The organism is Salinicola salarius (assembly GCF_003206135.1).
Lineage (GTDB): Bacteria > Pseudomonadota > Gammaproteobacteria > Pseudomonadales > Halomonadaceae > Salinicola > Salinicola salarius.
In genome coordinates this window covers 449558-470697 of record NZ_PZJT01000002.1, presented here as the reverse complement: position 1 = coordinate 470697, position 21140 = coordinate 449558, and the positions used below count along the sequence as shown (strand labels likewise).

Sequence of the window (21140 nt, the reverse complement as noted above, 5' to 3'; positions counted from 1 at the left end):
AGCGTTATCGTATAAGTGCATGCCGAGCATGCTCGTACGACAGTAGCAAAGTCCATTCCACATCTGTCTTATTGTGCTTAAAAGTCTATTTTGAATGTCTTTTCGAGGCGGATGCCCCGTCATGACGCCCGGCATCGACATCCCGGCGGCAATAAATTGTTTCAAAACAGTGCTCAAAAAACACAGACGCACCAAAAAGGTGCCTAAGTCGAAGCGCGAGTCAACGTGGCATACATTGGAGATGGGTTATCGATCTTTCCGGCCATTGTCCAGAACGGCTTTCGTCCAGACCGGCCATTGTCCAGACAGACGACGGCGCCGCTTCGACTTCCCGCGTTGAACCAGAGCCAGCAATAGCAGGCCCGCGCCAGCGCCTAGTGCATTCGCAAGAATATCGCCCCAGTCTCCACCATGACGTCCTGGCACCCAGACCTGCAGATATTCGATGCCGATACTGAAGACGACTGCCGCGCCCCACGCAACCGGCCACCGGCAACCCGTAAGACGCAGACCTGTTGCCAGGCCAGCGTAGGCAATGAAGTGATTGAACTTGTCCCACGGCAGGTGCTGCGGCAGGTCGGTAGCCGGGCTCAAGCTGCCCCAGGCGATCCCCGCCGCCCAGATCAACGTGACCAGCGCGCACCCTTTTTGCCATAGGCTCATGGGCATGGGCTCTCTCCTGGTTCGCTGTCTCGCCTGCCGGGGCATTCACTGCACCGAGGTCGAGGCTCAACTTTCATCGGCGAGATTGGGCGGCAAGCCGCAGCGCCGACAGAGTGCCGGCGTCAGCGATGTCAGCCAGCGCTCATGGCTCTCGAGACGGTCGGCGCCGAGGAAGGCCAATCGATGGCGGTGATCGCCGATGAATCGATAGGTGCGTTCACGCAACGCTCGCGGCACCCGGCGCAGCGCACTGATACGCTGCCACTCTCCCTGCAGTCGAGTCGCGAGGCGCCAGGCGGCATCGCTATTGCGGCTGAGTTCGCCATCGGCGATGTACCAGATGCTGTCGGTGCCCGAAAAGTCGATCTGAAAGTGCTCGCCCAGCCGGCGGGACACCGGGCTTTTCAGCCCGGCAATGCGCAGCCGGCTCTCGGGGCGCTCGTGCGCCAGCAGCCAGCGCACCGAACGCCGGCAGAACGGGCAGTCGGCATCGAACAGCAGCAGGCCGTCGCCGGGTTCTTTAGCGACAGGCTCACCGGTGGTAGGCGGGGCTGAGTTCATGCAAGGCGTCCATGAAGGCGGTGACGTGGCCCGGGTCGGTGAACTGGCTGATGCCGTGCCCCAGGTTGAAGACATGGCCCTCGCCCGGCCCGAAGCTCTCGAGAATGCGCGCCACCTCTTCGCGAATCCGCTGCGGCGGCGCGAACAGCACGTTGGGGTCGAGGTTGCCCTGCAGCGCAACCCGCTCGCCGACACGGCGCCGGGCATCGCTCAGCTCCGTGGTCCAGTCCAGACCGACCGCGTCGCAGCCGCTGTCGGCGATCGACTCGAGCCACTGCCCGCCGTTCTTGGTGAACAGGATCACCGGCACGCGACGGCCGTCGTGTTCGCGAATCAGACCATCCACAATGCGCTGCATGTAGGCCAGGGAGAACTCGCGATAGGCCGGCGTCGATAGCGCCCCGCCCCAGGTATCGAAAATCTGCACGACCTGAGCGCCAGCGCGAATCTGGGCATTGAGGTAGTCGGTGACCGCGGTTGCAAGAATGCCCAGCAGCGCATGCAGGGTTTGCGGATCGCCGTAGAGCATCGCCTTGAGATGGCGGAAATCCTTGCTCGAGCCGCCTTCGACCATATAGGTTGCCAGCGTCCACGGACTGCCGGAAAAGCCGATCAACGGCACGCGGCCATCGAGCTCGCGGCGAATCGTGCTGACGGCGTTCATGACGTAGTCGAGATCCCGCTCCGCATTCGGCGCGGTCAGCGCCGCGACGTCAGCGGCGGAACGCACCGTCTTGCGGAACTTGGGTCCTTCGCCGGTCTCGAAGTAAAGCCCGAGCCCCATGGCATCCGGAATGGTCAGGATGTCAGAGAACAGGATCGCCGCATCCAGCGGATAGCGCTCGAGTGGCTGCAGCGTCACCTCGCAGGCCAGATCGGCGTTGCGGCACAGATCCATGAAACTGCCGGCCTGGGCCCGGGTCTGACGATACTCGGGCAGGTAGCGGCCCGCCTGGCGCATCATCCAGACCGGCGTGCGGTCCACCGGTTGGCGAGCCAGCGCCCGCAGCAGGCGATCGTTGTGCAGCGCCCGCGGCTGGAGATCCTGGGATAGTGTCATGGCAGCCTTCATAGTCGAGGGGGTTTAAATCAAGAGCCTCCGCATTGTAACGGATCGCCCGAACATGCAGTAAAACCTCCGGGTGTCAAAATTGATGTCAGCTATCGGCGCGATTTGCAGCCTTGTAACGGATCGGCCGGCAAGCCTGTTATAATGCCGCCCCTTTATTATTCATCGTCCGGCGCTTCGGCAACCATATTCGAGCGTCTCCCCCACATCGCGAGGTCATCGTGACGATCCGCTTCATCGCCGCATCGCAACTGCCGACTCCCTGGGCGACGTTCATGCTGCACGGCTTCCAGGAAGCCTCCACCGGCAAGGAACACGTCGTGCTGACGCTCGGCGACATCACCACGCCTGAGCCGGTTCTCGCCCGAGTGCACTCGGAGTGCCTGACCGGTGATGCCCTGTTCTCGATGCGCTGCGACTGCGGCTACCAGCTGCAGGAAGCCCTCAAGCGGATCGCCGACGAAGGGCGCGGCGCGCTGCTCTATCTGCGCCAGGAAGGTCGCGGCATCGGCCTGCTCAACAAGATCCGCGCCTACGCGCTTCAAGACGACGGTGCCGATACCGTCGAGGCCAACGAACGGCTCGGGTTCGGCGCCGACCAGCGCCGCTACGATATCTGCGTGCCCATGCTCGAACACCTCGGCATCCAGTCGCTGCGATTGATGACCAACAACCCGCGCAAGGTCGAGGCCCTGAGCCAGGATGGCGTGACGATTCACGAGCGCCTGCCAATCACCACCGGTCGCAATCCGTTCAACGAGCACTACCTGACCACCAAGGTCGGCAAGCTCAATCACATGATGAATCTGGACGACTTCACCCCGGCCAGCGACGTCGACATCGAACGCGACGCCTGAATCTTCTCGCACCCTGCGTTCGCGGGCTTTTGCCGGCGTCAACTCAGCGTCATGATGAGCCCATAGACTGAACCCGGGCCGCAACGGCCTGTCCAATCGGACAGCGCCTTGCATCCTGCACGCCCTGATCGTCGAGGGGGTTCGAATACCATGTCAGACGTTCAACCGGATTACCCGACCCAACGATCGGCTCCCTCGGGCAGCCGGCCCAGCGCCGATGAATCCGGTGCAGAGTTCTCGAGACTCGAGGAGTGGCTGCACAGCATCAGCCACGGCATCGGCGCCGCCCTGAGCCTCGCCGGCATGATCGTGCTCATCGTGCTGGCCAGCATCGCCGCCCACGTCGATCCGTGGAAGATCGTCAGCGTTTCGCTCTACGGCGGCTGCCTGCTACTGCTCTATACCGCCTCGACGCTCTATCACGGCTTTCGCCGCCAGCGACTGAAGCGCGTGTTCCAGGCTTTCGACCACTGCGCCATCTATCTGCTGATCGCGGGTACCTACACGCCGTTCCTGCTGGTCAACCTGCGCGGCCCGATGGGCTGGGCACTGTTCGCCGTCGTCTGGAGTCTCGCCCTCGGCGGTATCGCCCTGCGCCTGATCTGGCCGCATCGATTCAGCGTGCTGCGGATATTCATCTACCTGATCATGGGCTGGCTGATCCTGATCGCCTCCGGCGATATGGCGGATCATCTGCCCGACACCGGTATCGCGCTGCTGGTCGCCGGCGGCATCACCTACACCCTGGGCGTGATCTTCTACGCTGTTCGCGCAATCCCCTTCCATCACGCCATCTGGCACTTGTTCGTGATCGGCGGCAGCGTCTGCCACTTCTTTGCCGTCTACACCGCCGTGCTGCCCTTTCAGGCCTGACGCCCGCGACGGCCGATTTCGACACGCGGATTGCCAAAGCGCCCGAGGCGGCTATGATCGTTAGCGGCTGGCAAGTGCCCCGCAGTGGAAACACGTCAGCCCGTCGCGCTTACCTTCAAGGATTGCCATGTTTCGCTGGTTCGAAAACCGTCTCGACCCCTTCCCGCCGCAGGAACCGCAACGTCCACCGGACACGCTGATCGCCTTCTGCCTGCATTACACCCGCGGTGCCTGGCCGTACCTGATGGCGGCGACGGTGCTGATGGCGCTGATCGCCGGCATCGAAGTGTGGATGTTCGGATTCCTCGGCAACATCGTCGACTGGCTGGCCGGCCAGGATCGCGAGACGTTTCTCGCCGACCAGGGCTGGAAGCTGGCTGGCATGGCGTTCGTCGTGCTGCTCCTGCTGCCCGGCATGGTGTGGCTGCATTCGCTGTTCCAGCAGCAGACGCTGATGGCCAACTTCCCCATGCGCATCCGCTGGCTGGCGCACCGCTACCTGCTGCGGCAATCGATGGGTTTCTATCAGGACGAATTCGCCGGTCGTATCGCCACCAAGGTGATGCAGACAGCGCTGGCCGTACGCGAGTGCGTGATCAAGCTGTTCGACGTGCTCAACTACGTCAGCGTCTATTTCCTCGGCACGCTGCTGCTGGTGGGCAACGCCGACTGGCGTCTGGCGCTTCCCCTGGTGGCGTGGCTGGCCGGCTATCTCGTGCTGCTGCGGGTATTCGTGCCGCTCATGGGTCGCGTGTCCAAATCCCAGGCCGACGCGCGCTCGCGCATGACGGGCCGTATCGTCGACAGCTACAGCAACATCCAGACGGTCAAGCTGTTCTCCCATGCCAGCCGCGAAGCGACATTTGCCAAGGAGAGCATGGATGGCTTCCTGGTCACCGTGCATCGCCAGATGCGACTGGTCACCGGCCTCTATGGGCTGCTCTACCTGCTCAACGCGCTGCTGCTGTTCAGCATCGGCTGGCTATCGATCCATCTGTGGCTGACCGAAGCCGTCAGCGTAGGGGCGGTCGCCGTGGCGCTCGGCCTGGTCATGCGGCTATGGGGCATGTCGCAGTGGATCATGTGGGAAGTCTCCGCGCTGTTCGAAAACATCGGCACGGTGCAGGATGGCATGGCGACACTCTCCCTGCCCCGCCAGATCGAGGACGAGCCCGAGGCGAAGCCGCTCGCCATCGATCGCGGCGAGATCGTGTTCGACCATATCCGCTTTCACTACGGCAAGGGAAGCGGCGTCATCGACGACCTCTCGCTCCACATTCGCCCCGGCGAGAAGATTGGGCTGATCGGCCCTTCGGGCGCGGGCAAGTCGACCCTGGTCAACCTGCTGCTGCGCTTTTTCGAGCTGGAAGGCGGCGCGATCCGCATCGACGGGCAGAACATCGCCGACGTCACCCAGGAAAGCCTGCGCGCGAAAATCGGCATGGTGACGCAGGACACCTCGCTGCTGCATCGCTCGGTGCGCGACAACCTGCTCTACGGCCGGCCTGACGCCACCGACGAGATGGCGTGGCAGGCGGCGAAGCAGGCCCACGTCTCGGAGTTCATCGAATCGCTGCGGGACATTCATGGCCGGCAAGGCTTCGACGCCCATGTCGGCGAACGCGGCGTCAAGCTCTCCGGCGGCCAGCGCCAACGCCTGGCCATCGCCCGCGTCATGCTCAAGGACGCGCCGATCCTGATTCTCGACGAGGCCACCTCGGCGCTGGATTCCGACGTCGAAGCCGCGATCCAGGAGAACCTCGACCAGCTGATGCAGGGCAAGACGGTGATCGCCATCGCCCATCGCCTCTCCACCATCGCGGCCATGGATCGTCTGGTGGTCATGGAGCAGGGTCGCATCGTCGAACAAGGCAGCCACGCCGAGCTGATTCGTCAGAACGGCCTCTATGCTCGGCTATGGCGACGCCAATCGGGCGGCTTCCTGGAAGCGGAACCCTCCCAGCCCACGGCGGACGAGACGCGCTGACAGATGCGCTGGGCGTCGTCACGCCCGATGCGACGACAGCCCCGCGACGCCCTGCAGCGCCGAATTGCTGCCGCCGGCGTTGGGAATCACGCTGAAGGTGCCGTCGGTCTCCAGCACCACCGCATGTACACGCTCGACGTCGGCGATACCGTTCTCGCGAATCGCCGCACGCACCTCGGCCTCGACCACCCGCTCCTGCGCCATCGCCTCCTGACGGAACTGACCCTGGAACAGCAGGAGCGTCGGCTGCGACTTGATCAGATTCTTGACGGCACGAGAGCGCACCGAGGAAAACGTGATCACGAACTGCAGCGCGACGATGACCGCAAACGCCGTGATGCTCTGCGCCAGCGAGACCTGGGTCGAGACCAGCGCCGTCGACAGCGTCGACCCCAGCGCGATGGTGACCACGAAGTCGAAAGCGTTCCACTTCGACAGCGTGCGCTTGCCGGAGAGCCGGATGATGGCGATCAGGACCAGATAGCTGATGATCCCGACGACGATCGTATGGACGATCGGATGCATGGATAGACTCCTGATCAAGCTGTGATAGAGGAGCTGTCAGCGTAGGTGCCGTGGCGCGATGCGGCCAATCCTGCCCCGGCAAAAGGCCATGGCGGCTGGCCGACGACGGCGGACGCGGAGCGCCTCTTCAGCTCGCCAGTTTCAACCCCACTACCGCCGCGACGATCATCCCCACGAAGGCGAGCCGCAGCGGGCGTCGCGATTCTCCCCACAGCAGCATGCCCATCAGCGTGCTGCCGAGGGTGCCGATGCCGGTGAAGATGGCGTAGGCCACGCCCATGTCGATCGAGCGCATGGCGATCGACAACAGGCCGAGCGAACTGCCGAAACCCACGACGAGAAGCAGCAGGCCGTGCAGACGCTGGCCGCGATTGAGACGATCGAAGCCGGCAACGCCGACGATCTCGAAGCAGCCCGAGGCCAATAGCGCGATCCAGTGGAGAGTCGTCGGTTCCATCAGTCGTTCACCTGTTGAAGTCCAATCACGCCCACCAGCAGCAGCACGATGAATGCCAGCACCGGCCAGTGAAACGGCACGCCGAAGAAGACCCAGTCGGCCATCGCCGTACCCGCCGCGCCCAGCCCGACGAAGACCGTGTAGACGGTGCTCGTCGGCATGTAGCGTACCGCGCGCGAGGCGAGCCACAAGCTGGTGATCGCCAGCACCACCGTCAGCAGCCAGTCGGTGAGCGTCTCGGCATGCTTCAGTCCGGCGGCCCAGCCGACTTCGGCCAGGCCGGCCAGCGGCAGGATTCCCCATTGCGGTCGCATCATCGCTTGATCCACTCGATAAAAGATGGCTAACTAACGGTCGTTAGTTTATTTCGCCCCATGACTCTTGGCAAGCTACGCCTTCAATCACACCGGAAGATTCCCTTGAACACCCGAGATCGACTCAAGCAGATCGGCCTTTCGCTGTTCGCGCGCCATGGCTATGAAGGCACGACGCTGGCACAGATCGCCACGGCTGCCGGCATCAAGAAGCCTTCGATCTACAACCATTTCGACAGCAAGGCGGCGCTGTTTCTGGAACTGTCCCGCGATGCCGACGACGACCTGATCGCGCTAATCGATGCCAGCCTGGCCGATATGGCAGCCGCCCCGTTCGAACACCGACTGCGCCATCTGCTGCAGCAGTGCGCCACGTTTGCCTACCGCGAGCATCAGGGCGTGTTCTACAAGCGCTTCCTGCTGTTCCCCCCGCAGGATCTCGTCACCGAAGCCGAGGCCATCACCGAGCAGGGCGAATCACGGATCGATCGACGTCTCGTGGCCTTCGTGCAGGAGGGACGCCGAATCGGCGCCTTGCGGTCGACATTGACCGACGACCACTTCGTCGCAGCGTTCTACTGCGTCGTCGACGGGCTGCTCTCGGAGACTTTCATGTATGAAAAGCGCGAGTTCGAACGCCGGTTCGAAGGCGTCTGGTCGGTGTTCTGGGCGGGCGTGACGGCAGGCTGATCAGCCACTTTCCGGCTTGCGATACGCCTGGTAGCAGTGCTGGTTGCGTTCGAGGGCGACCAGCGAGTGTATCTCCAGGCCGGGAATGTTGGCGGCTTCGAGCCTGCCAAGTGCGGAGATGGACTCCGGCGGACAGTGATTGCGCGGCGGTATGTCGTTCCAGCCCAACAGAAAGAGACCGCCGGGCTTCAGACAGACCACCGCGCCGGCGAAGGCGGCTTCCACCGCATCGGGCTCGTCCAGGCCCCAGCCCAGCACGCCGTTGCAGATCACGCCATCCAGGCTCTCCGGAGGCAGGTGCTCGGTAATATCGGTCATGTTGGCCACGATGTGCGAATCGCCGCCGAAGGCTGCCTTGGCCGGGTCGATTTCCATGGTCGTGACGCGTTTGCGCGGCAGCAGTTGAGGATAGTGCCGGGTATACCAGGCGCAGCCGACCAGCAGCAGTGTTTCGACGCCGGGATCGCGGTTCAGGGCGGGCAGCACGACGTCCTCGAGCAGACGCCGGTCGCCGTAGCGATAGCGAAGCACCCAACCACTCTTGTCGATCGTGCCCAGCATCCGGGCGGCAGTACGGTAGAGATCGGCCTTCGCTGGCATGCAGTCACATCCTTGTTGCGGCTGTCTCGAGGTCGAATCTCTATCTAAGCGTGTTCGCCGACAGGAGACAATAGCGAACGCTGCCCTCGCGAGACGGCTTCAGCCCCCGCGCTGCTCCCGCGTTTTCTTGATCAGGTCGTAGGCGTTGCTGATCTCGCTGGTGCGCTCCTTGGCCATCTCGCGCATGCTCTCCGGCAACCCCTTGCCGGCCAGCTTGTCGGGGTGGTTTTCGCTCATCAGCTTGCGATAGGCGCGCTTGAGCTCGGCATCGGAGACATCCTCGGACACACCGAGCACCCGATAGGCATCCTCCAGCGACTGGCCGCTGGTCGCACCGCCCGCCCCCTGATGGGCACCGCCGCGCAGCATCGCTTCGATCTGCTGGATCTCGGCTTCGGAGAAGCCCAGGCCGCGCGCCACGCGCAGCAGCATGTCGTGTTCGGCGGGATGCATCTGGCCGTCGGCGGCGATCGCTGCCAGCTGCACCTGCAGAAATACCTGCAGCAGCGCACGCTGGCCGCCGGTGACGCGGCGGATCGTCTCGACCTCGGCATCGAGATCGAACTCCGGCGACTTGCCGCGATTGAAGGCAGCCTTGGCGCGTTCGCGCATCTCCCCGCTCAGGTTGAGACGATCGAACAGCATCTCCGCCGTGCGAATCTCGTCCTGGGTGATGTGGCCGTCGACCTTGCACACGCAGCCCATCACCGCGAAGGTCGACTCCAGGAACTGGTGCTGGATATTGACCACGCGCCCCAGCAGCGTGCTGCGCAGCTTTCGGCTGACCCACCAGCCGATGGCGGCGCCGATCAGAAGGCCCGGCAACTTGCCGAAGAGATAGCCGATGACGGCGCCGATCAGAATGGCAATTGACATGAAGATCCTATCAGTCGTTGTTGATGTTCAGGCGACGACGGATGGCCGCTTCGATGCCATCGGCATCCAGCCCGCAATCGCGCAGTAGTTCGGCCGGCTTGCCGTGTTCGACGAAAATGTCGGGAATGCCCAGATTGAGCACCGGCACCTGCACGCCCTCGGCCGCCAGCAGTTCGATGACGCCACTGCCGGCGCCACCGGCCACGACATTCTCCTCGAGCGTGACCAACAGATCGTGGTCCCTGGCCACCGCCAGAATCGCCTCGCGGTCCAGCGGCTTCACCGAACGCATGTTGAGGTGCGTCGCGTCGAGCCGCTCGGCGACCTCGGCCGCCGGCGTATTGAGGCTGCCGAATGCCAGCAGCGCAATACGCGCCTTGCCCTGTTCCGCCGTCGCTTCACGACGCCGCTCGGCCTTGCCGATCGGCACTCGCGCCTCGAGATCCGCCGGGATCTCGCTGCCCGGGCCGGTGCCGCGCGGATAGCGCACCGCCGCCGGGCCATCGTGGTGATAGGCGGTGGAGAGCATCGCCCGGCATTCCGCCTCGTCCGCCGGAGCCAGAACGATCATGCCCGGTACGCAACGCAGATACGAAAGATCCATCGCCCCGTGATGCGTCGGGCCGTCCTCGCCGACGAGGCCGGCGCGATCGATGGCGAAGGTGACATCGAGATGCTGCACGGCGACGTCGTGGATCAACTGGTCGTAGCCGCGCTGCAGGAACGTCGAGTAGATCGCCACCACCGGCTTCATCGCCTCGCAGGCCATTCCCGCCGCCAGCGTCACCGCATGCTGCTCGGCGATCGCCACATCGTAGTAACGTTCGGGATAGACCTGCGAGAAGCGGATCAGATCGGAGCCCTCGCGCATGGCCGGCGTGATGCCGATCAGCCGCGAATCCGCTGCGGCCATGTCGCACAGCCAGTCGCCGAAGACGTTGCAATACTTGCGCGGCTTGGGTCTGGTGGACTTGGACCGGGTTTCGGATGAAGCCGATAGTCCACTCGCCGGCGGCGTGGTCGCGTCCATTTCGGGCGGTGTCGGCGGCGTCTTTTCCAGCTTGGTAATGGCGTGGAAGCCGATCGGGTCGGCTTCCGCCGGCCGGAAGCCGCGCCCCTTGCGGGTGCGGACATGGAGAAACTGCGGACCGTCGAGATCGCGCACGGCCTCCAGCGCCTGATTCAGCGCGGCTAGGTCGTGACCGTCGATCGGCCCGAGATAGTTGAAGCCCATCTCCTCGAACAGCGTTGCCGGGCTGATCATGCCCTTGACGTGCTCTTCGGTGCGTCGCGCGAATTCCAGCGCGCCCGGCAGATGCGACAGCACACGCTTGCCGTTCTCGCGCATGGCGGTATACGGCTTGCTGGTGAGAATCCGCGTCAGGTAACTCGCCATGCCGCCGACGTTTTCCGAGATCGACATCTCGTTGTCGTTGAGCACGACCAGCAGGTTGGCATTGACGTGCCCCGCATGGGCCAGTGCCTCGAAAGCCATGCCGGCGGTCAGCGCGCCATCACCGATCACCGCGCAGACACGGCGCTGCTCGCCCTTGGTCCGGGCGCTCAGCGCCATGCCCAGCGCCGCCGAGATCGAGGTGCTCGAATGGCCGACGCCGAAGGTGTCGTAAGGCGACTCCTCGCGCCGCGGGAACGCGGCAAGACCGCCGTATTGCCGGATGCTCGACAGCGCCTCGCGCCGGCCAGTGAGAATCTTGTGCGGGTAGGCCTGATGGCCGACATCCCACAGCAGGCGGTCGTGAGGGGTATCCAGGGCGCGGTGGAGCGCCACGGTCAACTCGACCACGCCGAGCCCGGCACCGAAATGACCGCCGCTGCAGCCCACGCTATAGAGCAGGTAGGCGCGCAGCTCATCCGCGACCTGCCGCTGCTGGGACAGTGACATGTGGCGCAACCCCGCCGGCGACTCGAGGGTATCGAGCAGCGGCGTCAGGGGGCGCTGAGTAGGAATCTCGTCGAACAGCTTCATAGACATGTCGTTACCGGTCAGTGATCGCGATCGATCATGAAACGAGCCAGCGCCGCCAGCGGCTGGCCGGCCTCGCCCAGCGGCTCGAGAGCGGCGAGCGCATCGTCGAGCAGATCGCGGGCACGGCGCTGCGCCTGCGCAACGCCAAGCAGGGCGGGATAGGTGGGTTTGTCGCGGCGCGCGTCGGCGCCGGAGATCTTGCCCAGCGTCTGGGTATCGCCGGTGACGTCGAGAACATCGTCGTGAATCTGGAACGCCAGCCCCATGGCCGATGCGTAGCGGTCCAGCGCCGCGACTCGGGGATCGGACTCGTCGACCGCCACCAGCGCGCCCAGGCGGACCGCGGCCCGAATCAGCGCGCCGGTCTTGTGCTGATGCATCATTTGCAGCGCCGCGAGATCCATCGGCACCCCGACGGCGCCCAGATCGATCGCCTGCCCCGCGGCCATGCCGTCACGGCCCGCCGCCTGGGCGAGTGTCGTGATCAAGGCGCCCAGACGCGGATGCGGCCGGGAGGCCAGCGCCTCGAAGGCGAGCGTCTGTAGCGCATCGCCGGCCAGAATCGCCAGCGGCTCATCGAAGGCGCGATGAACCGTCGGCCGGCCGCGGCGCAGGTCGTCATCGTCCATGGCCGGCAGATCGTCATGGACCAGCGAATAGGCGTGGATCATCTCGATCGCCGCCGCCGGCGCGTCCAGCGTCTCGTCATCGGCGCCCAGCGCGCGCCCGGCCAGATAGACCAGCACCGGTCTCAGACGCTTGCCGGTCCCCAGCACGCTGTAACGCATGGCATCGTCGAGCGACGCGCTGGCGCCATTCGCACGATTGAGCCATGCCGCCAGCACATGCTCGCTGCGCGACCGCGCGGCGCCGATCAGCCCCGCGGCATCAGGCGTCTCAACGTTCATGATCCGGCTCCTGATCGAACGGCTCCTGGTCGTCGAACGGAACCGCCTGCAGCGTGCCGTCGCTCTGCTCGAGCAGCGCCTGCACCTTGAGTTCGGCGCTGTCGAGGCGATGCTGGGCATCCCGTGTCAAACGGATACCGCGCTCGAACGCGGTCAACGACGCTTCCAGTGTCAGTTCGCCGGATTCGAGCTGGGCAACCAATGTCTCGAGCTGATCCAGCGTCGCGGCAAAGTCCTTGGCAACGTCGGCGTCCTGGGAGGCGTCGACGTCCTGTGAAACGTCCTTGTCGGCCATCTTGTCGGGCATGGGGCTCTCATGTCATCGCTCGAGGACGCCCCAATGGCGCCGAGAGCGTTCTTCGAGGCACGGGCGTCGAAACGCTGCCGCACCGGTTCGGAAATGGCTTCTCAGTATACACCGCCGCCCCCGGGGGTCGTCTGCCCTTGGCGGCAAATCCGGCGGCCTCGCGGCGCTATCGAAATGGGCACGCTTCCTGATCCCGGTCGAATTCCGCCTTCATTGTTAATCCAGATCAACATAAAAGCCGTTAACCGCACTTATTGGCGCTATTGCGGCCATTCCATCCGAGATGCGCTGGAAGAGAGCCAACATGCTTTCTAACTTCAGGTGGACGCAAGCGACCGTTGTGTCGTCACGGAAGCCAAAACCATTGCAAGGAGCCACCTGCATGAAAGCACTGGTCTATCAGGGTAGCCACGACGTGCGCGTCGAAAACGTTCCCGAACCGAAAATCGAGCAGGACGACGATATCGTCTTGCGGGTTACCGCCACCGCCATCTGCGGCTCCGACCTCCACCTCTACCGGGGGTCGATGCCAGCCACCGAACCGGGCGACATCTTCGGCCACGAGTTCATGGGTATCGTCGAGGAAGCCGGCCCGGCGGTCACCAGCGTCAAGAAAGGCGATCGCGTCGTGGTGCCCTTCGTCATCGCCTGCGGCAGCTGCTTCTTCTGCCAGCACGCGCTCTACGCGGCGTGCGAAACCACCAATCCCGACGAGGGCGGCGCTCTCAACAAGAAGTCGATCCCCGCGCCGGCCGCTCTGTTCGGGTTCTCCCACATGTACGGCGGCATCCCCGGCGGGCAGGCCGAATACGTGCGCGTTCCCCAGGCCAATACCGGCCCGTTCCCCATCGCCGACGGGCTCGACGACGAACAGGTGCTGTTTCTGTCCGACATCCTGCCGACCGCCTATCAGGCGGTGCTGAACGCCGGCATCACCCCCGGTTCGAGCGTGGCGATCTTCGGTGCCGGTCCGGTGGGGCTGCTGTCGGCGGCCTGCGCCAGAATGGAAGGCGCCGAGCGGATCCTCATGGTCGACAATCAGCGCTATCGCCTCGACTTCGCCAAGCAGGCCTACGGCGTCGAAACGCTCGATTTCGATGAGATCGACGACGTGGCCGAAGCGATCATCCAGATGACCGACGGCTACCGTGGCGTGGATGCGGTGATCGATGCCGTGGGCTACGAGGCCAAGGGTCATGGCGGCAAACTGCCGGCGATGGACAACTTCGAGGTCGAGAGCAGCGACATCGCCCTGCACCAGTGCCTGGCTGCGGTGCGACGCGGCGGCAATATCAGCGTCCCGGGCGTCTATGCCGGCGCCGTCAACGGCTTTCTGATCGGCGATTTCTTCGACAAGGGCCTGACCATGAAAGGCGGCCAGACCCACGTTCATCACTATCTGCCCAAGCTGCTGGAAGCCATCGAGCAGGGCAAGCTCAAGCCCGAGGCGATCATCAGCCATCGCATGAAGCTGGATCAGGCTGCCGACGGCTACCGCATGTTCGAAGACAAGCAGGACGACTGTCGCAAGATCGTGCTGACGCCCTGAACCGCCGCGCTGCCGGCAGGCTTCACTGCTGTCGACCGCCCTCGATAAACCGCCCCCTCCGCACAAAACAAGACGGAAAAACAGAACGGCATCCCGGACGCCCCCATGCGGGGCGTTCCGCGTCCGTCATTGGCTGCCTTGCCGCCAGCACTCGCCGCCTGTCGCGGCAGATCTTGAATGCACGGACTTCATGTCGAAGCCGCGTCATTTTCATCCCGCCCGGCAGTGCCTGTGTTAAGCTGTGCGCCCGCTGGCGCCGCTGAGGCGGAGATTTCTGCCCCAGTCCCGCCAGGTCTTCCCCCATGACCGCGACACGGCTTTCATGCCACCGTCGCCACAAGCCGATGAAGAAGGGTTGATCCACCAATGGCCAAGACGTCTCTGGACAAGAGCAAGATCAAGATCCTCCTGCTCGAGGGCATTCACCAGTCCGCCGTGGATACGCTGCTGAACGCGGGTTACACCAATATCGAGACGCTCTCCACGTCGCTGGCCGAAGACGATCTGATCGAAAAGATCCGCGACGTGCACTTCATCGGCATTCGCTCCCGGACCCAGCTGAACGAGCGGGTCTTCGCCGCGGCGGAAAAGCTGACTGCCGTCGGCTGTTTCTGCATCGGCACCAATCAGGTCGATCTCGATGCGGCGCTCAAGCGCGCCATCCCGGTATTCAACGCGCCCTACTCCAATACTCGTTCGGTGGCGGAGCTGGTGCTGGCCGAAACGATCATGCTGCTGCGCGGCATCCCCGAGAAGAACGCTCGCGCGCATCAGGGCGGCTGGCTGAAATCCGCCAAGAACTCGCATGAAACCCGCGGCAAGACGCTGGGCATCATCGGTTACGGCAGCATCGGCGCCCAGCTCTCCGTACTCGCCGAATCGCTCGGCCTCGACGTGCTCTACTACGACGTGGTGACCAAGCTGGCGATGGGCAATGCGCGCCAGGTAGGCAGCCTCGAGGAGCTGCTGGCCCGCGCCGACGTGGTCAGCCTCCATGTGCCGGATCTGCCGTCGACGCGCTGGATGATCGGCGCCGAGCAGATCGCGCTGATGAAGCAGGGCGGCATCCTGATCAACGCTTCTCGCGGTTCGGTCGTGGATATCGAGGCCCTGGCCGAAGCGCTCAAGAGCGGCAAGCTGCTGGGCGCGGCGATCGATGTCTTCCCGGTCGAGCCCAAGGGCGCCGACGAGGAGTTCACCTCGCCGCTGCGCGGTCTCGAGAACGTGATCCTGACCCCACATATCGGCGGCTCCACGCTGGAAGCGCAGCAGAACATCGGCATCGAAGTCGCCGAGAAGCTGGTGACCTACTCCGACAACGGCACCACCATCACCTCGGTCAACTTCCCCGAGGTGGCGCTGCCGTCGCATCCGGACAAGCATCGCCTGCTGCACATCCACGAGAACGTGCCCGGCGTGCTCTCCGAGATCAACCGCGTGCTGTCCGAAAACGGCATCAACATCGCCGGCCAGTTCCTGCAGACCAACGACAAGGTCGGCTACGTCGTCATCGATGTCGACAAGGCCTACGGCAAGCAGGCACTGGAAGCGCTCAAGCAGGTCAACCACACCCTGCGCCTGCGCGTGCTCTACTCCGAGAGCGACTATCAGGCCTGAAGCACGATCAGGCCTGAAAAGATGCCTTAATGAGCCGACGATCGAAAAGCCGCCCTTGGGCGGCTTTTTACGTCAGGTCAGGCGTATCGCTACGTGTTTACGGCAGCTCGCCAGTGCCGTTCTGGCCCCGCGAAGCATCCGCCGGATTGCTGGTCGGCCCTTGCTGGGGCACGCCGGCCTTCACCTCGCGCTGCCCGTCGTTGTAACGGTTGAACGTGCAGCCGCCGATCAGGGAGAACAGGACCAGCGCCCCGGCAAACGCAATGAGAATTCGCATAACGGTTCCTTGAATCATCGTTGATGGCGGCGATGCTCGAACGCCGCTCTCGTATTGTGGTCATTCACACCAGACATTCACTCCGAACATTACTCCGGACATCCACATCAGCTATCGACACACGACATCGACGCGAAACCTCCTCGCGGGACATCGCCGTGTCAGAAGTCGATACCGATACCAGCATAGACCGTCCGCCCCGGTGCCGGATCGAAATAGCGCGCGTTGGTCGCATTGATGATCACGTTGGCATAGTGCTCGCGGTCGAACAGATTGCGGATGCCGACATAGCCCTTCAGCCAGGTATCGCCGCCCAGCCGCCAGCCATCGCCGCCGCGCAGGTTGACCAGCCAGACGTCGTCGATCTTCACCTCGTTGGCATCGTCGGCCATCATCGAACCGATGTACTGGGTTTCCACCGTCGCGAACCTCTGGCCGAGCCCCTGCCAGGTCAGGCGATTGACCCAGGTCTTCTCCGGCAGGCCGGGAATCCGGTTGCCGTCATAGTTGCCGTCGGCGTCCTCGAAGTCATCGAATTCGTACTTGGCCAGCGTCAGCGCGCTATCCAGGCGCCAGCTGGGCTGGAACTGCCAGCCCAGCGCCGCCTCGATACCGTCCTGCTGGCTCTTGCCGGCGTTCCGATAGTAGTCCCGGCCATCGATCTGATAGGAGACCAGTGAATCCCGCACCCGGGTCGAGAACAGCGTCACGTCGTAATCGAGGCCGTTGTCGAAGTTGCCGCGCAGGCCGATCTCGCGATTCCACGCCTTCTGCGGTTCGATGCCGGGATTGAAACCGCCGACGCCGGCCGGGTTGGCGAACTCGGCGAAGGTCGGCGTCTCGAACGACGTGCCCGTCGACAGATAGACCTGATGCGTGGGCAGGTAACGGAAGCTGAGCCCGGCACTGCCGCTCCACTGCTCGAAGGTACGGTCGCCGCTGTCGTCGCCGTCGTCATTGGCGAGATCGATATAGTCATCGTCGATATCGAAATCGACCCGATCGTAACGGGTGCCGAGCGAGAGCGTCCAGCGCTCGGTCAGGTCGAGATCGCCCTGCAGAAAGGCCCCCAGCGAGGTCGCTTTCTGGGTCTCGTCGGCGGTGCGTCCCTGATGGTCGCCATCGATGTTCACCGCCTCCCGGTAGCGGTCGTCCACCTGACGCCCCACATCCACGCCGGCCACATAGCGCAGCGGCAGCTCGCCCAGCCTCAGCGCCTGGTGATACTCGGCGCTGCCGCCGTAGTAGTCGCGATCGTAGGCAACGAAGTTGTCGTCACCCACATAGGCCAACTGCTGCTGGTAGTCGCGCTTGAGATAGAAACCCTTGAGGTAGAATTCGCCGGGGCCGGCGGAGAGATCCTCGTACTGCAGGCCGAGCACCTGCTGATCGACCTCCTGCCCCGCATCGATACGGGTCGGCGAGTAGAAGTTGCTGTCGACCGTGCCTGCTCGATCCTCGTCCACGGCTGCCGCGGTCAACCCGCCCGGGTCTTCGGCGTAGGGGCTATCCAGCAGATTGACGATCGCCGTGAGCGCGCGATCACTCCCCAGTTCGCGACGCAGCTTGGCGTTGAGCAGGTATTTCTCGGTCGAACTGTGGTCGCGATAGCCGTCGACATTGAGCGCCGACACGCTGATGTGGTGCGACCAGGGGCCGTTGACGCCGCCGTTGCTGACCGATGCCTTCTGATAGCCGTCACTGCCACCTTCGATACGGATATGGCTGCCCGGATCGTCGCTGCCGTCCGCAGTGGTCACGCTGATCACCCCGCCGGCGGCATTGCCGTACTGCACCGCGCTGGGGCCGCGGATCACTTCGATGCGCTCGGCGCTGTCGAGATCGATCGCATCCAGCTGTGCCTGACCGTCCGGCAACGTGTAGGGAATGCCATCGACCAGCACGGTGATGCCACGCACGCCCCAGGGCGTCCGCGCGCCAAACCCGCGAATCGACACCCGTTCGCCCTGGGCGAAGTTGTCGCGATTCTGCAGGAAGAGGCCGGGCACCGTGATCAGCGACTCGTCCAGGCGGACCCGCTGCTGCCCCTGCTGAATCTCCTCGCGCTCGACCACCGAGACGGCGGCCGGAGTGGCATACAGCTCGCGGGAGAGCCTTGGCGCGGTGACCTCGATCACCGGTTGCGCGGCCGGCGGCGGGCTCGCGGCAGACGGCGCCGAGCCGGACTGCGCCAGTGCTACGCCGGGCAGGACGGCGCCCAGGCATAGTGCCGTTGGAAGGTAGCGAAATGTCATGGCGTTCCCTGCAATGGAGATGTTTGCCGCTTTTCCAGCGGCTTGTGAAGATGTGGTGTATCGCTTTTGGCGAGCGTTCCGACTCGCACGGCCGCGAGACGGGCGCCATTTTTACGCCTCGATGGCGCCCCCGCAAGGCCAAGCCTCACGGTCGCCGGTTGGCAAGAATTCGCGACCTTGACCATGCTGGAGGCTCGAATACTGCATTCCTCGAGCAATCCAATCGTAAGCAGGGAGGCTTGGCAATGGATTTGGGCATTCGCGGTAAAACCGCATTAATCACCGGCGCGCAAAGTGGTATCGGCCTGGCCACGGCCCATACCCTGGCGGCCGAAGGCGTCAATCTGGTGCTCACCGATCTCGACCCGCAAGCGCTGGAGCGCGCCGCCAACGACTTGCCGGGCAAGCCGCTATGCCTGACGGCAGACGTGACGCGGCAAGCGGAAGTGGACGAACTGGTCGCCAAGGGCGTGCAGCGCTTCGGCGCGATCGATATCGTCATCCATACCGCCGGCGTGACTGGCGCCAAGGGCGATCCGCTGGAACTCACCGACGGGGATTACGAGCACGCCTGGCAGATCGACTTCTTCTCTGCCGTGCGAGTGGCTCGCGCCACCATTCCTGCCATGCGCGATCGCGGCTGGGGCCGTTTCATCTGCATCACGTCGGAAAACAGCGTTCAACCCTACTGGGAAGAGGCGGTCTACAACACCGCCAAGGCGGCGCTGAGCACCTTCGTCAAGAATCTCTCCTACAGGGAAGCCGCCCACGGCGTGCTCTGCAATACCGTGGCCCCCGCCTTCATCGCGACGCCCATGACCGATGGCATGATGAAACAGCGCGCCGATCAACTGAGCGTTTCCTTCGAAGAGGCGATCGCAGGTTTTCTCGAAAAGGAGCGCCCCGGCATCGTCGCCAAACGCCGCGGCGAAGCGCAGGAAGTCGCCCACGTGATCGCCATGCTGGTGTCAAAGCACGCCTCTTTCGTCAACGGCAGCAATATCCGTGTCGACGGCGGCTCCGTCATTTCCGTTCAGAATTGAACGCCCCGCCAGACAGTCAGCCATTCCAACCAACGTCTGGGCCGGGCCGACGAGCGACAAGGCGGAGAGCCCCGTCGCTCGCTCAGGCGTCACCAAGAGGGTGGCATATACCGAACCTTCCCTCCGGCATCAGCCTTCACAGCGGCAACCCCAGGCATAAACTAGGCATAAGCCCCTGGCATAAAAAAGGCGAGCCAATGGCTCGCCACAAACTTCCGTCAATGATTCGTTAGGTCTCATCCCGACGGAAGAGCGCTCGGGAATGGCACGCCTGCCCGAATACCGCCGGGCCTGATTCGCGAACCATCGCATGACTGTCGTGCAGCCAACGGCGCGGAAAAATGGCCGCGACCGATGCTCACAGGATGCCAAATTAAGCGAGCAACGCCCGAGCGTCAATATTTATGGAAACCGTTTCCACTTTTTTAATGGCGGATGCGGCGCCGTTATCAGAAGCAGGTTTCGAGAATGTCCTTCACCTCCAGCCGTTCGTCGACCAGCAGCAGGCGGCGCCACTTGTCGAAGGTCAGGCAGGGATGCGAGGTGCCGAAAGCGATGACATCGCCAACGGCAATCTCGGCATTCGCGGGAATCTCAAGAAAGACGTGCTGGTCCATGATGTGCGTCGTTCGCCACGCGCTGATATCGGTCGGCGTCGCGTTCTCCATGGCCGATGAATAGAGGCGCAGCGGCAGCGGCAGATCCGGCTCGTGGCCGATATCGCGCTTGCCCAGCGCGACGATCACCAGGCCCGGCTCGGGTAGCGACTGCACGTGGGCGAACACCTCGAGCGCGGGCTTCAACTCCCCCTCGAGCCCGGGGTGACGCGATTTCACGGCGTCCATGGCGCCAGCGTAAAGCCTGTGATCGTGAACGACGTAGCAGCCCGGCCGCAGCACCGGCGTGTAATGCTCGCGCAGCTCCGCCCTGTCGAACGCCTCGGCAATCAGATCGAACCACTTGGAGCCGGACGCGGTAACGATCGGCGCCTCGCGCTGGAGCACGCCACTGGCCTGCAACGCCCGGACGGTATCGACCAGTCGCTCGCCGTAGGCGCGCACGGCGGCGACCTCGTCGCCACCAGCGATCATCCCCTCGTAACCTTCGATACCCACCAGCGCCAGCGCCGGCTGTTCCGCGATCGCCGCCACCAGCGCCTCGACCTGTTCGGCGTCGCGACAACCGCAGCGACCGCCGTCGATGCCCAGCTCGATCAGCACATTGAGCGTGAGGCCACGTTCGGCGAAATAGCGCCCCAGATCGCGCACGTTATCGTCACCATCGACCACGCAGTAGTATTCGAGGCCACGCTCGATGGCATCCGCGATCAGCCTCATGTTCGGCCGGCCGACCAGTTGATTGACCATCAGCACGCGATCGATGCCGTGGGCATGCGCCGCCACCGTCTGCACCGCCGTCGCCAGCGTGATGCCCCAGGCACCCGCCTCGATCTGTCGCTGGAACAGCGCCGGCGTCATCGTCGTCTTGCCGTGGGGCGCGAGTTTGGCGCCGTGATCGTCCGCGAAACGCTGCATCCAGGCGAGATTGTGCGCCAGCGGTGCCTCGAAGATCGCCGCCGCCGGCAGCGGCACGTCCGCCAGCAGATTGGCGGGGGTCGAAAGCGGCGTGCCTTTCTGCGGCGGCGCCAAAGACGTCATCGGGTCAGCCATCGGTTCTTCTCCTGTCGCGAATGTTGTGCTTGTGGTGATCGTCGTCACCGAGAAT

The 21140-nt window shown here is 64.0% G+C and carries 21 protein-coding genes; 7 read left to right on the top strand and 14 right to left on the bottom strand.

The annotated features are described in order from the left end of the window. Nucleotides 1–246 precede the first annotated feature (246 nt). Genes DOM32_RS03255 through hemE form a run of 3 tightly spaced genes read right to left on the bottom strand, consistent with a single transcriptional unit; the run spans nt 247 to nt 2284 of the window. Nucleotides 247–669, bottom strand: coding sequence for a VanZ family protein (locus DOM32_RS03255; RefSeq protein ID WP_110631078.1), 423 nt, complete (start codon nt 667–669; stop codon nt 247–249). A gap of 60 nt (nt 670–729) precedes the next feature. Continuing rightward, the gene (locus DOM32_RS03250; protein WP_157957012.1) at nt 730–1224 is read right to left on the bottom strand and encodes a thiol-disulfide oxidoreductase DCC family protein; all 495 of its coding nucleotides are present in this window, start codon (nt 1222–1224) and stop codon (nt 730–732) included. Continuing rightward, nucleotides 1196–2284: a uroporphyrinogen decarboxylase gene (gene hemE / locus DOM32_RS03245; RefSeq protein ID WP_110631075.1), complete on the bottom strand. Its 1089-nt coding sequence runs from the start codon at nt 2282–2284 to the stop codon at nt 1196–1198. Before hemE ends, DOM32_RS03250 begins: the two co-directional genes overlap by 29 nt. 230 nt (nt 2285–2514) lie before the next feature. Between hemE and ribA the strand changes: the two genes are divergently transcribed. The 3 genes from ribA (at nt 2515) to DOM32_RS03230 (ending at nt 6010) form a co-directional block, all read left to right on the top strand. Next, the gene (gene ribA / locus DOM32_RS03240) at nt 2515–3150 is read left to right on the top strand and encodes a GTP cyclohydrolase II (protein ID WP_110631072.1); all 636 of its coding nucleotides are present in this window, start codon (nt 2515–2517) and stop codon (nt 3148–3150) included. Nucleotides 3151–3300: 150 nt separating this feature from the next. Continuing rightward, a complete protein-coding gene (gene trhA / locus DOM32_RS03235; RefSeq protein ID WP_110631069.1) occupies nt 3301–4023 on the top strand; it encodes a PAQR family membrane homeostasis protein TrhA in 723 nt (240 codons plus the stop codon). A 127-nt stretch (nt 4024–4150) separates the two neighbouring features. Beyond that, on the top strand, nt 4151–6010 hold the full coding sequence (locus DOM32_RS03230) for an ABC transporter ATP-binding protein (RefSeq protein WP_110631066.1): 1860 nt from the start codon (nt 4151–4153) through the stop codon (nt 6008–6010). A gap of 18 nt (nt 6011–6028) precedes the next feature. Here the strand turns inward: DOM32_RS03230 and DOM32_RS03225 are convergent, their stop codons facing one another. From DOM32_RS03225 to DOM32_RS03215, 3 genes are all read right to left on the bottom strand, one after another. Beyond that, the gene (locus DOM32_RS03225) at nt 6029–6535 is read right to left on the bottom strand and encodes a DUF421 domain-containing protein (protein ID WP_110631063.1); all 507 of its coding nucleotides are present in this window, start codon (nt 6533–6535) and stop codon (nt 6029–6031) included. 127 nt (nt 6536–6662) lie between these two features. Next, nucleotides 6663–6992, bottom strand: a complete 330-nt coding sequence (locus DOM32_RS03220; RefSeq protein WP_110631060.1) for a DMT family transporter — start codon at nt 6990–6992, stop codon at nt 6663–6665. Continuing rightward, a complete protein-coding gene (locus tag DOM32_RS03215) occupies nt 6992–7309 on the bottom strand; it encodes a DMT family transporter (RefSeq protein WP_208625291.1) in 318 nt (105 codons plus the stop codon). The genes DOM32_RS03220 and DOM32_RS03215 overlap by 1 nt, the downstream gene beginning before the upstream one ends. Nucleotides 7310–7411: 102 nt before the next feature. Between DOM32_RS03215 and DOM32_RS03210 the strand changes: the two genes are divergently transcribed. Further along, a complete protein-coding gene (locus DOM32_RS03210) occupies nt 7412–7996 on the top strand; it encodes a TetR/AcrR family transcriptional regulator (RefSeq protein ID WP_208625290.1) in 585 nt (194 codons plus the stop codon). Here the strand turns inward: DOM32_RS03210 and DOM32_RS03205 are convergent, their stop codons facing one another. The 5 genes from DOM32_RS03205 to DOM32_RS03185 form a co-directional block, all read right to left on the bottom strand. Next, entirely contained in the window at nt 7997–8596 is a 600-nt protein-coding gene (locus DOM32_RS03205; protein ID WP_110631054.1) for a class I SAM-dependent methyltransferase, read from the bottom strand. A 99-nt stretch (nt 8597–8695) separates the two neighbouring features. Next, on the bottom strand, nt 8696–9472 hold the full coding sequence (gene djlA, locus DOM32_RS03200; RefSeq protein ID WP_110631052.1) for a co-chaperone DjlA: 777 nt from the start codon (nt 9470–9472) through the stop codon (nt 8696–8698). Nucleotides 9473–9482: 10 nt separating this feature from the next. Further along, entirely contained in the window at nt 9483–11459 is a 1977-nt protein-coding gene (gene dxs / locus DOM32_RS03195) for a 1-deoxy-D-xylulose-5-phosphate synthase (RefSeq protein ID WP_208625298.1), read from the bottom strand. Nucleotides 11460–11476: 17 nt separating this feature from the next. Beyond that, nucleotides 11477–12367 carry a farnesyl diphosphate synthase gene (locus DOM32_RS03190; RefSeq protein WP_110631049.1) on the bottom strand — a complete coding sequence of 297 codons (891 nt, stop codon included), beginning with the start codon at nt 12365–12367 and terminating at the stop codon, nt 11477–11479. Then, nucleotides 12357–12662: an exodeoxyribonuclease VII small subunit gene (locus DOM32_RS03185; RefSeq protein WP_110631187.1), complete on the bottom strand. Its 306-nt coding sequence runs from the start codon at nt 12660–12662 to the stop codon at nt 12357–12359. Before DOM32_RS03185 ends, DOM32_RS03190 begins: the two co-directional genes overlap by 11 nt. A 394-nt stretch (nt 12663–13056) precedes the next feature. On the opposite strand from DOM32_RS03185, the gene DOM32_RS03180 reads away from it, so the two are divergent. Both DOM32_RS03180 and serA read left to right on the top strand, forming a co-directional pair. Continuing rightward, nucleotides 13057–14223 carry a zinc-dependent alcohol dehydrogenase gene (locus DOM32_RS03180; RefSeq protein WP_110631047.1) on the top strand — a complete coding sequence of 389 codons (1167 nt, stop codon included), beginning with the start codon at nt 13057–13059 and terminating at the stop codon, nt 14221–14223. A 366-nt stretch (nt 14224–14589) separates the two neighbouring features. After that, on the top strand, nt 14590–15840 hold the full coding sequence (gene serA / locus DOM32_RS03175) for a phosphoglycerate dehydrogenase (RefSeq protein WP_110631045.1): 1251 nt from the start codon (nt 14590–14592) through the stop codon (nt 15838–15840). 97 nt (nt 15841–15937) lie between these two features. On the opposite strand, the gene DOM32_RS03170 is transcribed toward serA, so the two are convergent. Both DOM32_RS03170 and DOM32_RS03165 read right to left on the bottom strand, forming a co-directional pair. After that, nucleotides 15938–16117, bottom strand: a complete 180-nt coding sequence (locus DOM32_RS03170) for a hypothetical protein (protein ID WP_110631043.1) — start codon at nt 16115–16117, stop codon at nt 15938–15940. A gap of 161 nt (nt 16118–16278) precedes the next feature. Continuing rightward, nucleotides 16279–18372 carry a TonB-dependent receptor family protein gene (locus tag DOM32_RS03165; RefSeq protein WP_110631041.1) on the bottom strand — a complete coding sequence of 698 codons (2094 nt, stop codon included), beginning with the start codon at nt 18370–18372 and terminating at the stop codon, nt 16279–16281. 245 nt (nt 18373–18617) lie between these two features. Between DOM32_RS03165 and DOM32_RS03160 the strand changes: the two genes are divergently transcribed. Beyond that, nucleotides 18618–19415, top strand: coding sequence for an SDR family NAD(P)-dependent oxidoreductase (locus tag DOM32_RS03160; protein ID WP_110631039.1), 798 nt, complete (start codon nt 18618–18620; stop codon nt 19413–19415). Between the two features lie 449 nt (nt 19416–19864). On the opposite strand, the gene DOM32_RS03155 is transcribed toward DOM32_RS03160, so the two are convergent. Beyond that, the gene (locus DOM32_RS03155; protein WP_110631037.1) at nt 19865–21085 is read right to left on the bottom strand and encodes an amino acid deaminase; all 1221 of its coding nucleotides are present in this window, start codon (nt 21083–21085) and stop codon (nt 19865–19867) included. Nucleotides 21086–21140 lie beyond the last annotated feature (55 nt).

Coding starts and splice junctions, on each gene's coding strand:
- serA (WP_110631045.1), top strand. CDS start 14,590: ATGGCCAAGACGTCTCTGGACAAGAGCAAGATCAAGATCCTCCTGCTC.
- DOM32_RS03185 (WP_110631187.1), bottom strand. CDS start 12,662: ATGGCCGACAAGGACGTTTCACAGGACGTCGACGCCTCCCAGGACGCC.
- DOM32_RS03230 (WP_110631066.1), top strand. CDS start 4,151: ATGTTTCGCTGGTTCGAAAACCGTCTCGACCCCTTCCCGCCGCAGGAA.
- DOM32_RS03160 (WP_110631039.1), top strand. CDS start 18,618: ATGGATTTGGGCATTCGCGGTAAAACCGCATTAATCACCGGCGCGCAA.
- DOM32_RS03220 (WP_110631060.1), bottom strand. CDS start 6,992: ATGGAACCGACGACTCTCCACTGGATCGCGCTATTGGCCTCGGGCTGC.
- trhA (WP_110631069.1), top strand. CDS start 3,301: ATGTCAGACGTTCAACCGGATTACCCGACCCAACGATCGGCTCCCTCG.
- DOM32_RS03225 (WP_110631063.1), bottom strand. CDS start 6,535: ATGCATCCGATCGTCCATACGATCGTCGTCGGGATCATCAGCTATCTG.
- DOM32_RS03165 (WP_110631041.1), bottom strand. CDS start 18,372: ATGACATTTCGCTACCTTCCAACGGCACTATGCCTGGGCGCCGTCCTG.
- hemE (WP_110631075.1), bottom strand. CDS start 2,284: ATGACACTATCCCAGGATCTCCAGCCGCGGGCGCTGCACAACGATCGC.
- DOM32_RS03215 (WP_208625291.1), bottom strand. CDS start 7,309: ATGATGCGACCGCAATGGGGAATCCTGCCGCTGGCCGGCCTGGCCGAA.
- DOM32_RS03190 (WP_110631049.1), bottom strand. CDS start 12,367: ATGAACGTTGAGACGCCTGATGCCGCGGGGCTGATCGGCGCCGCGCGG.
- DOM32_RS03205 (WP_110631054.1), bottom strand. CDS start 8,596: ATGCCAGCGAAGGCCGATCTCTACCGTACTGCCGCCCGGATGCTGGGC.
- DOM32_RS03170 (WP_110631043.1), bottom strand. CDS start 16,117: ATGCGAATTCTCATTGCGTTTGCCGGGGCGCTGGTCCTGTTCTCCCTG.
- DOM32_RS03155 (WP_110631037.1), bottom strand. CDS start 21,085: ATGGCTGACCCGATGACGTCTTTGGCGCCGCCGCAGAAAGGCACGCCG.
- dxs (WP_208625298.1), bottom strand. CDS start 11,459: ATGAAGCTGTTCGACGAGATTCCTACTCAGCGCCCCCTGACGCCGCTG.
- DOM32_RS03255 (WP_110631078.1), bottom strand. CDS start 669: ATGCCCATGAGCCTATGGCAAAAAGGGTGCGCGCTGGTCACGTTGATC.
- djlA (WP_110631052.1), bottom strand. CDS start 9,472: ATGTCAATTGCCATTCTGATCGGCGCCGTCATCGGCTATCTCTTCGGC.
- DOM32_RS03180 (WP_110631047.1), top strand. CDS start 13,057: ATGAAAGCACTGGTCTATCAGGGTAGCCACGACGTGCGCGTCGAAAAC.
- DOM32_RS03250 (WP_157957012.1), bottom strand. CDS start 1,224: ATGAACTCAGCCCCGCCTACCACCGGTGAGCCTGTCGCTAAAGAACCC.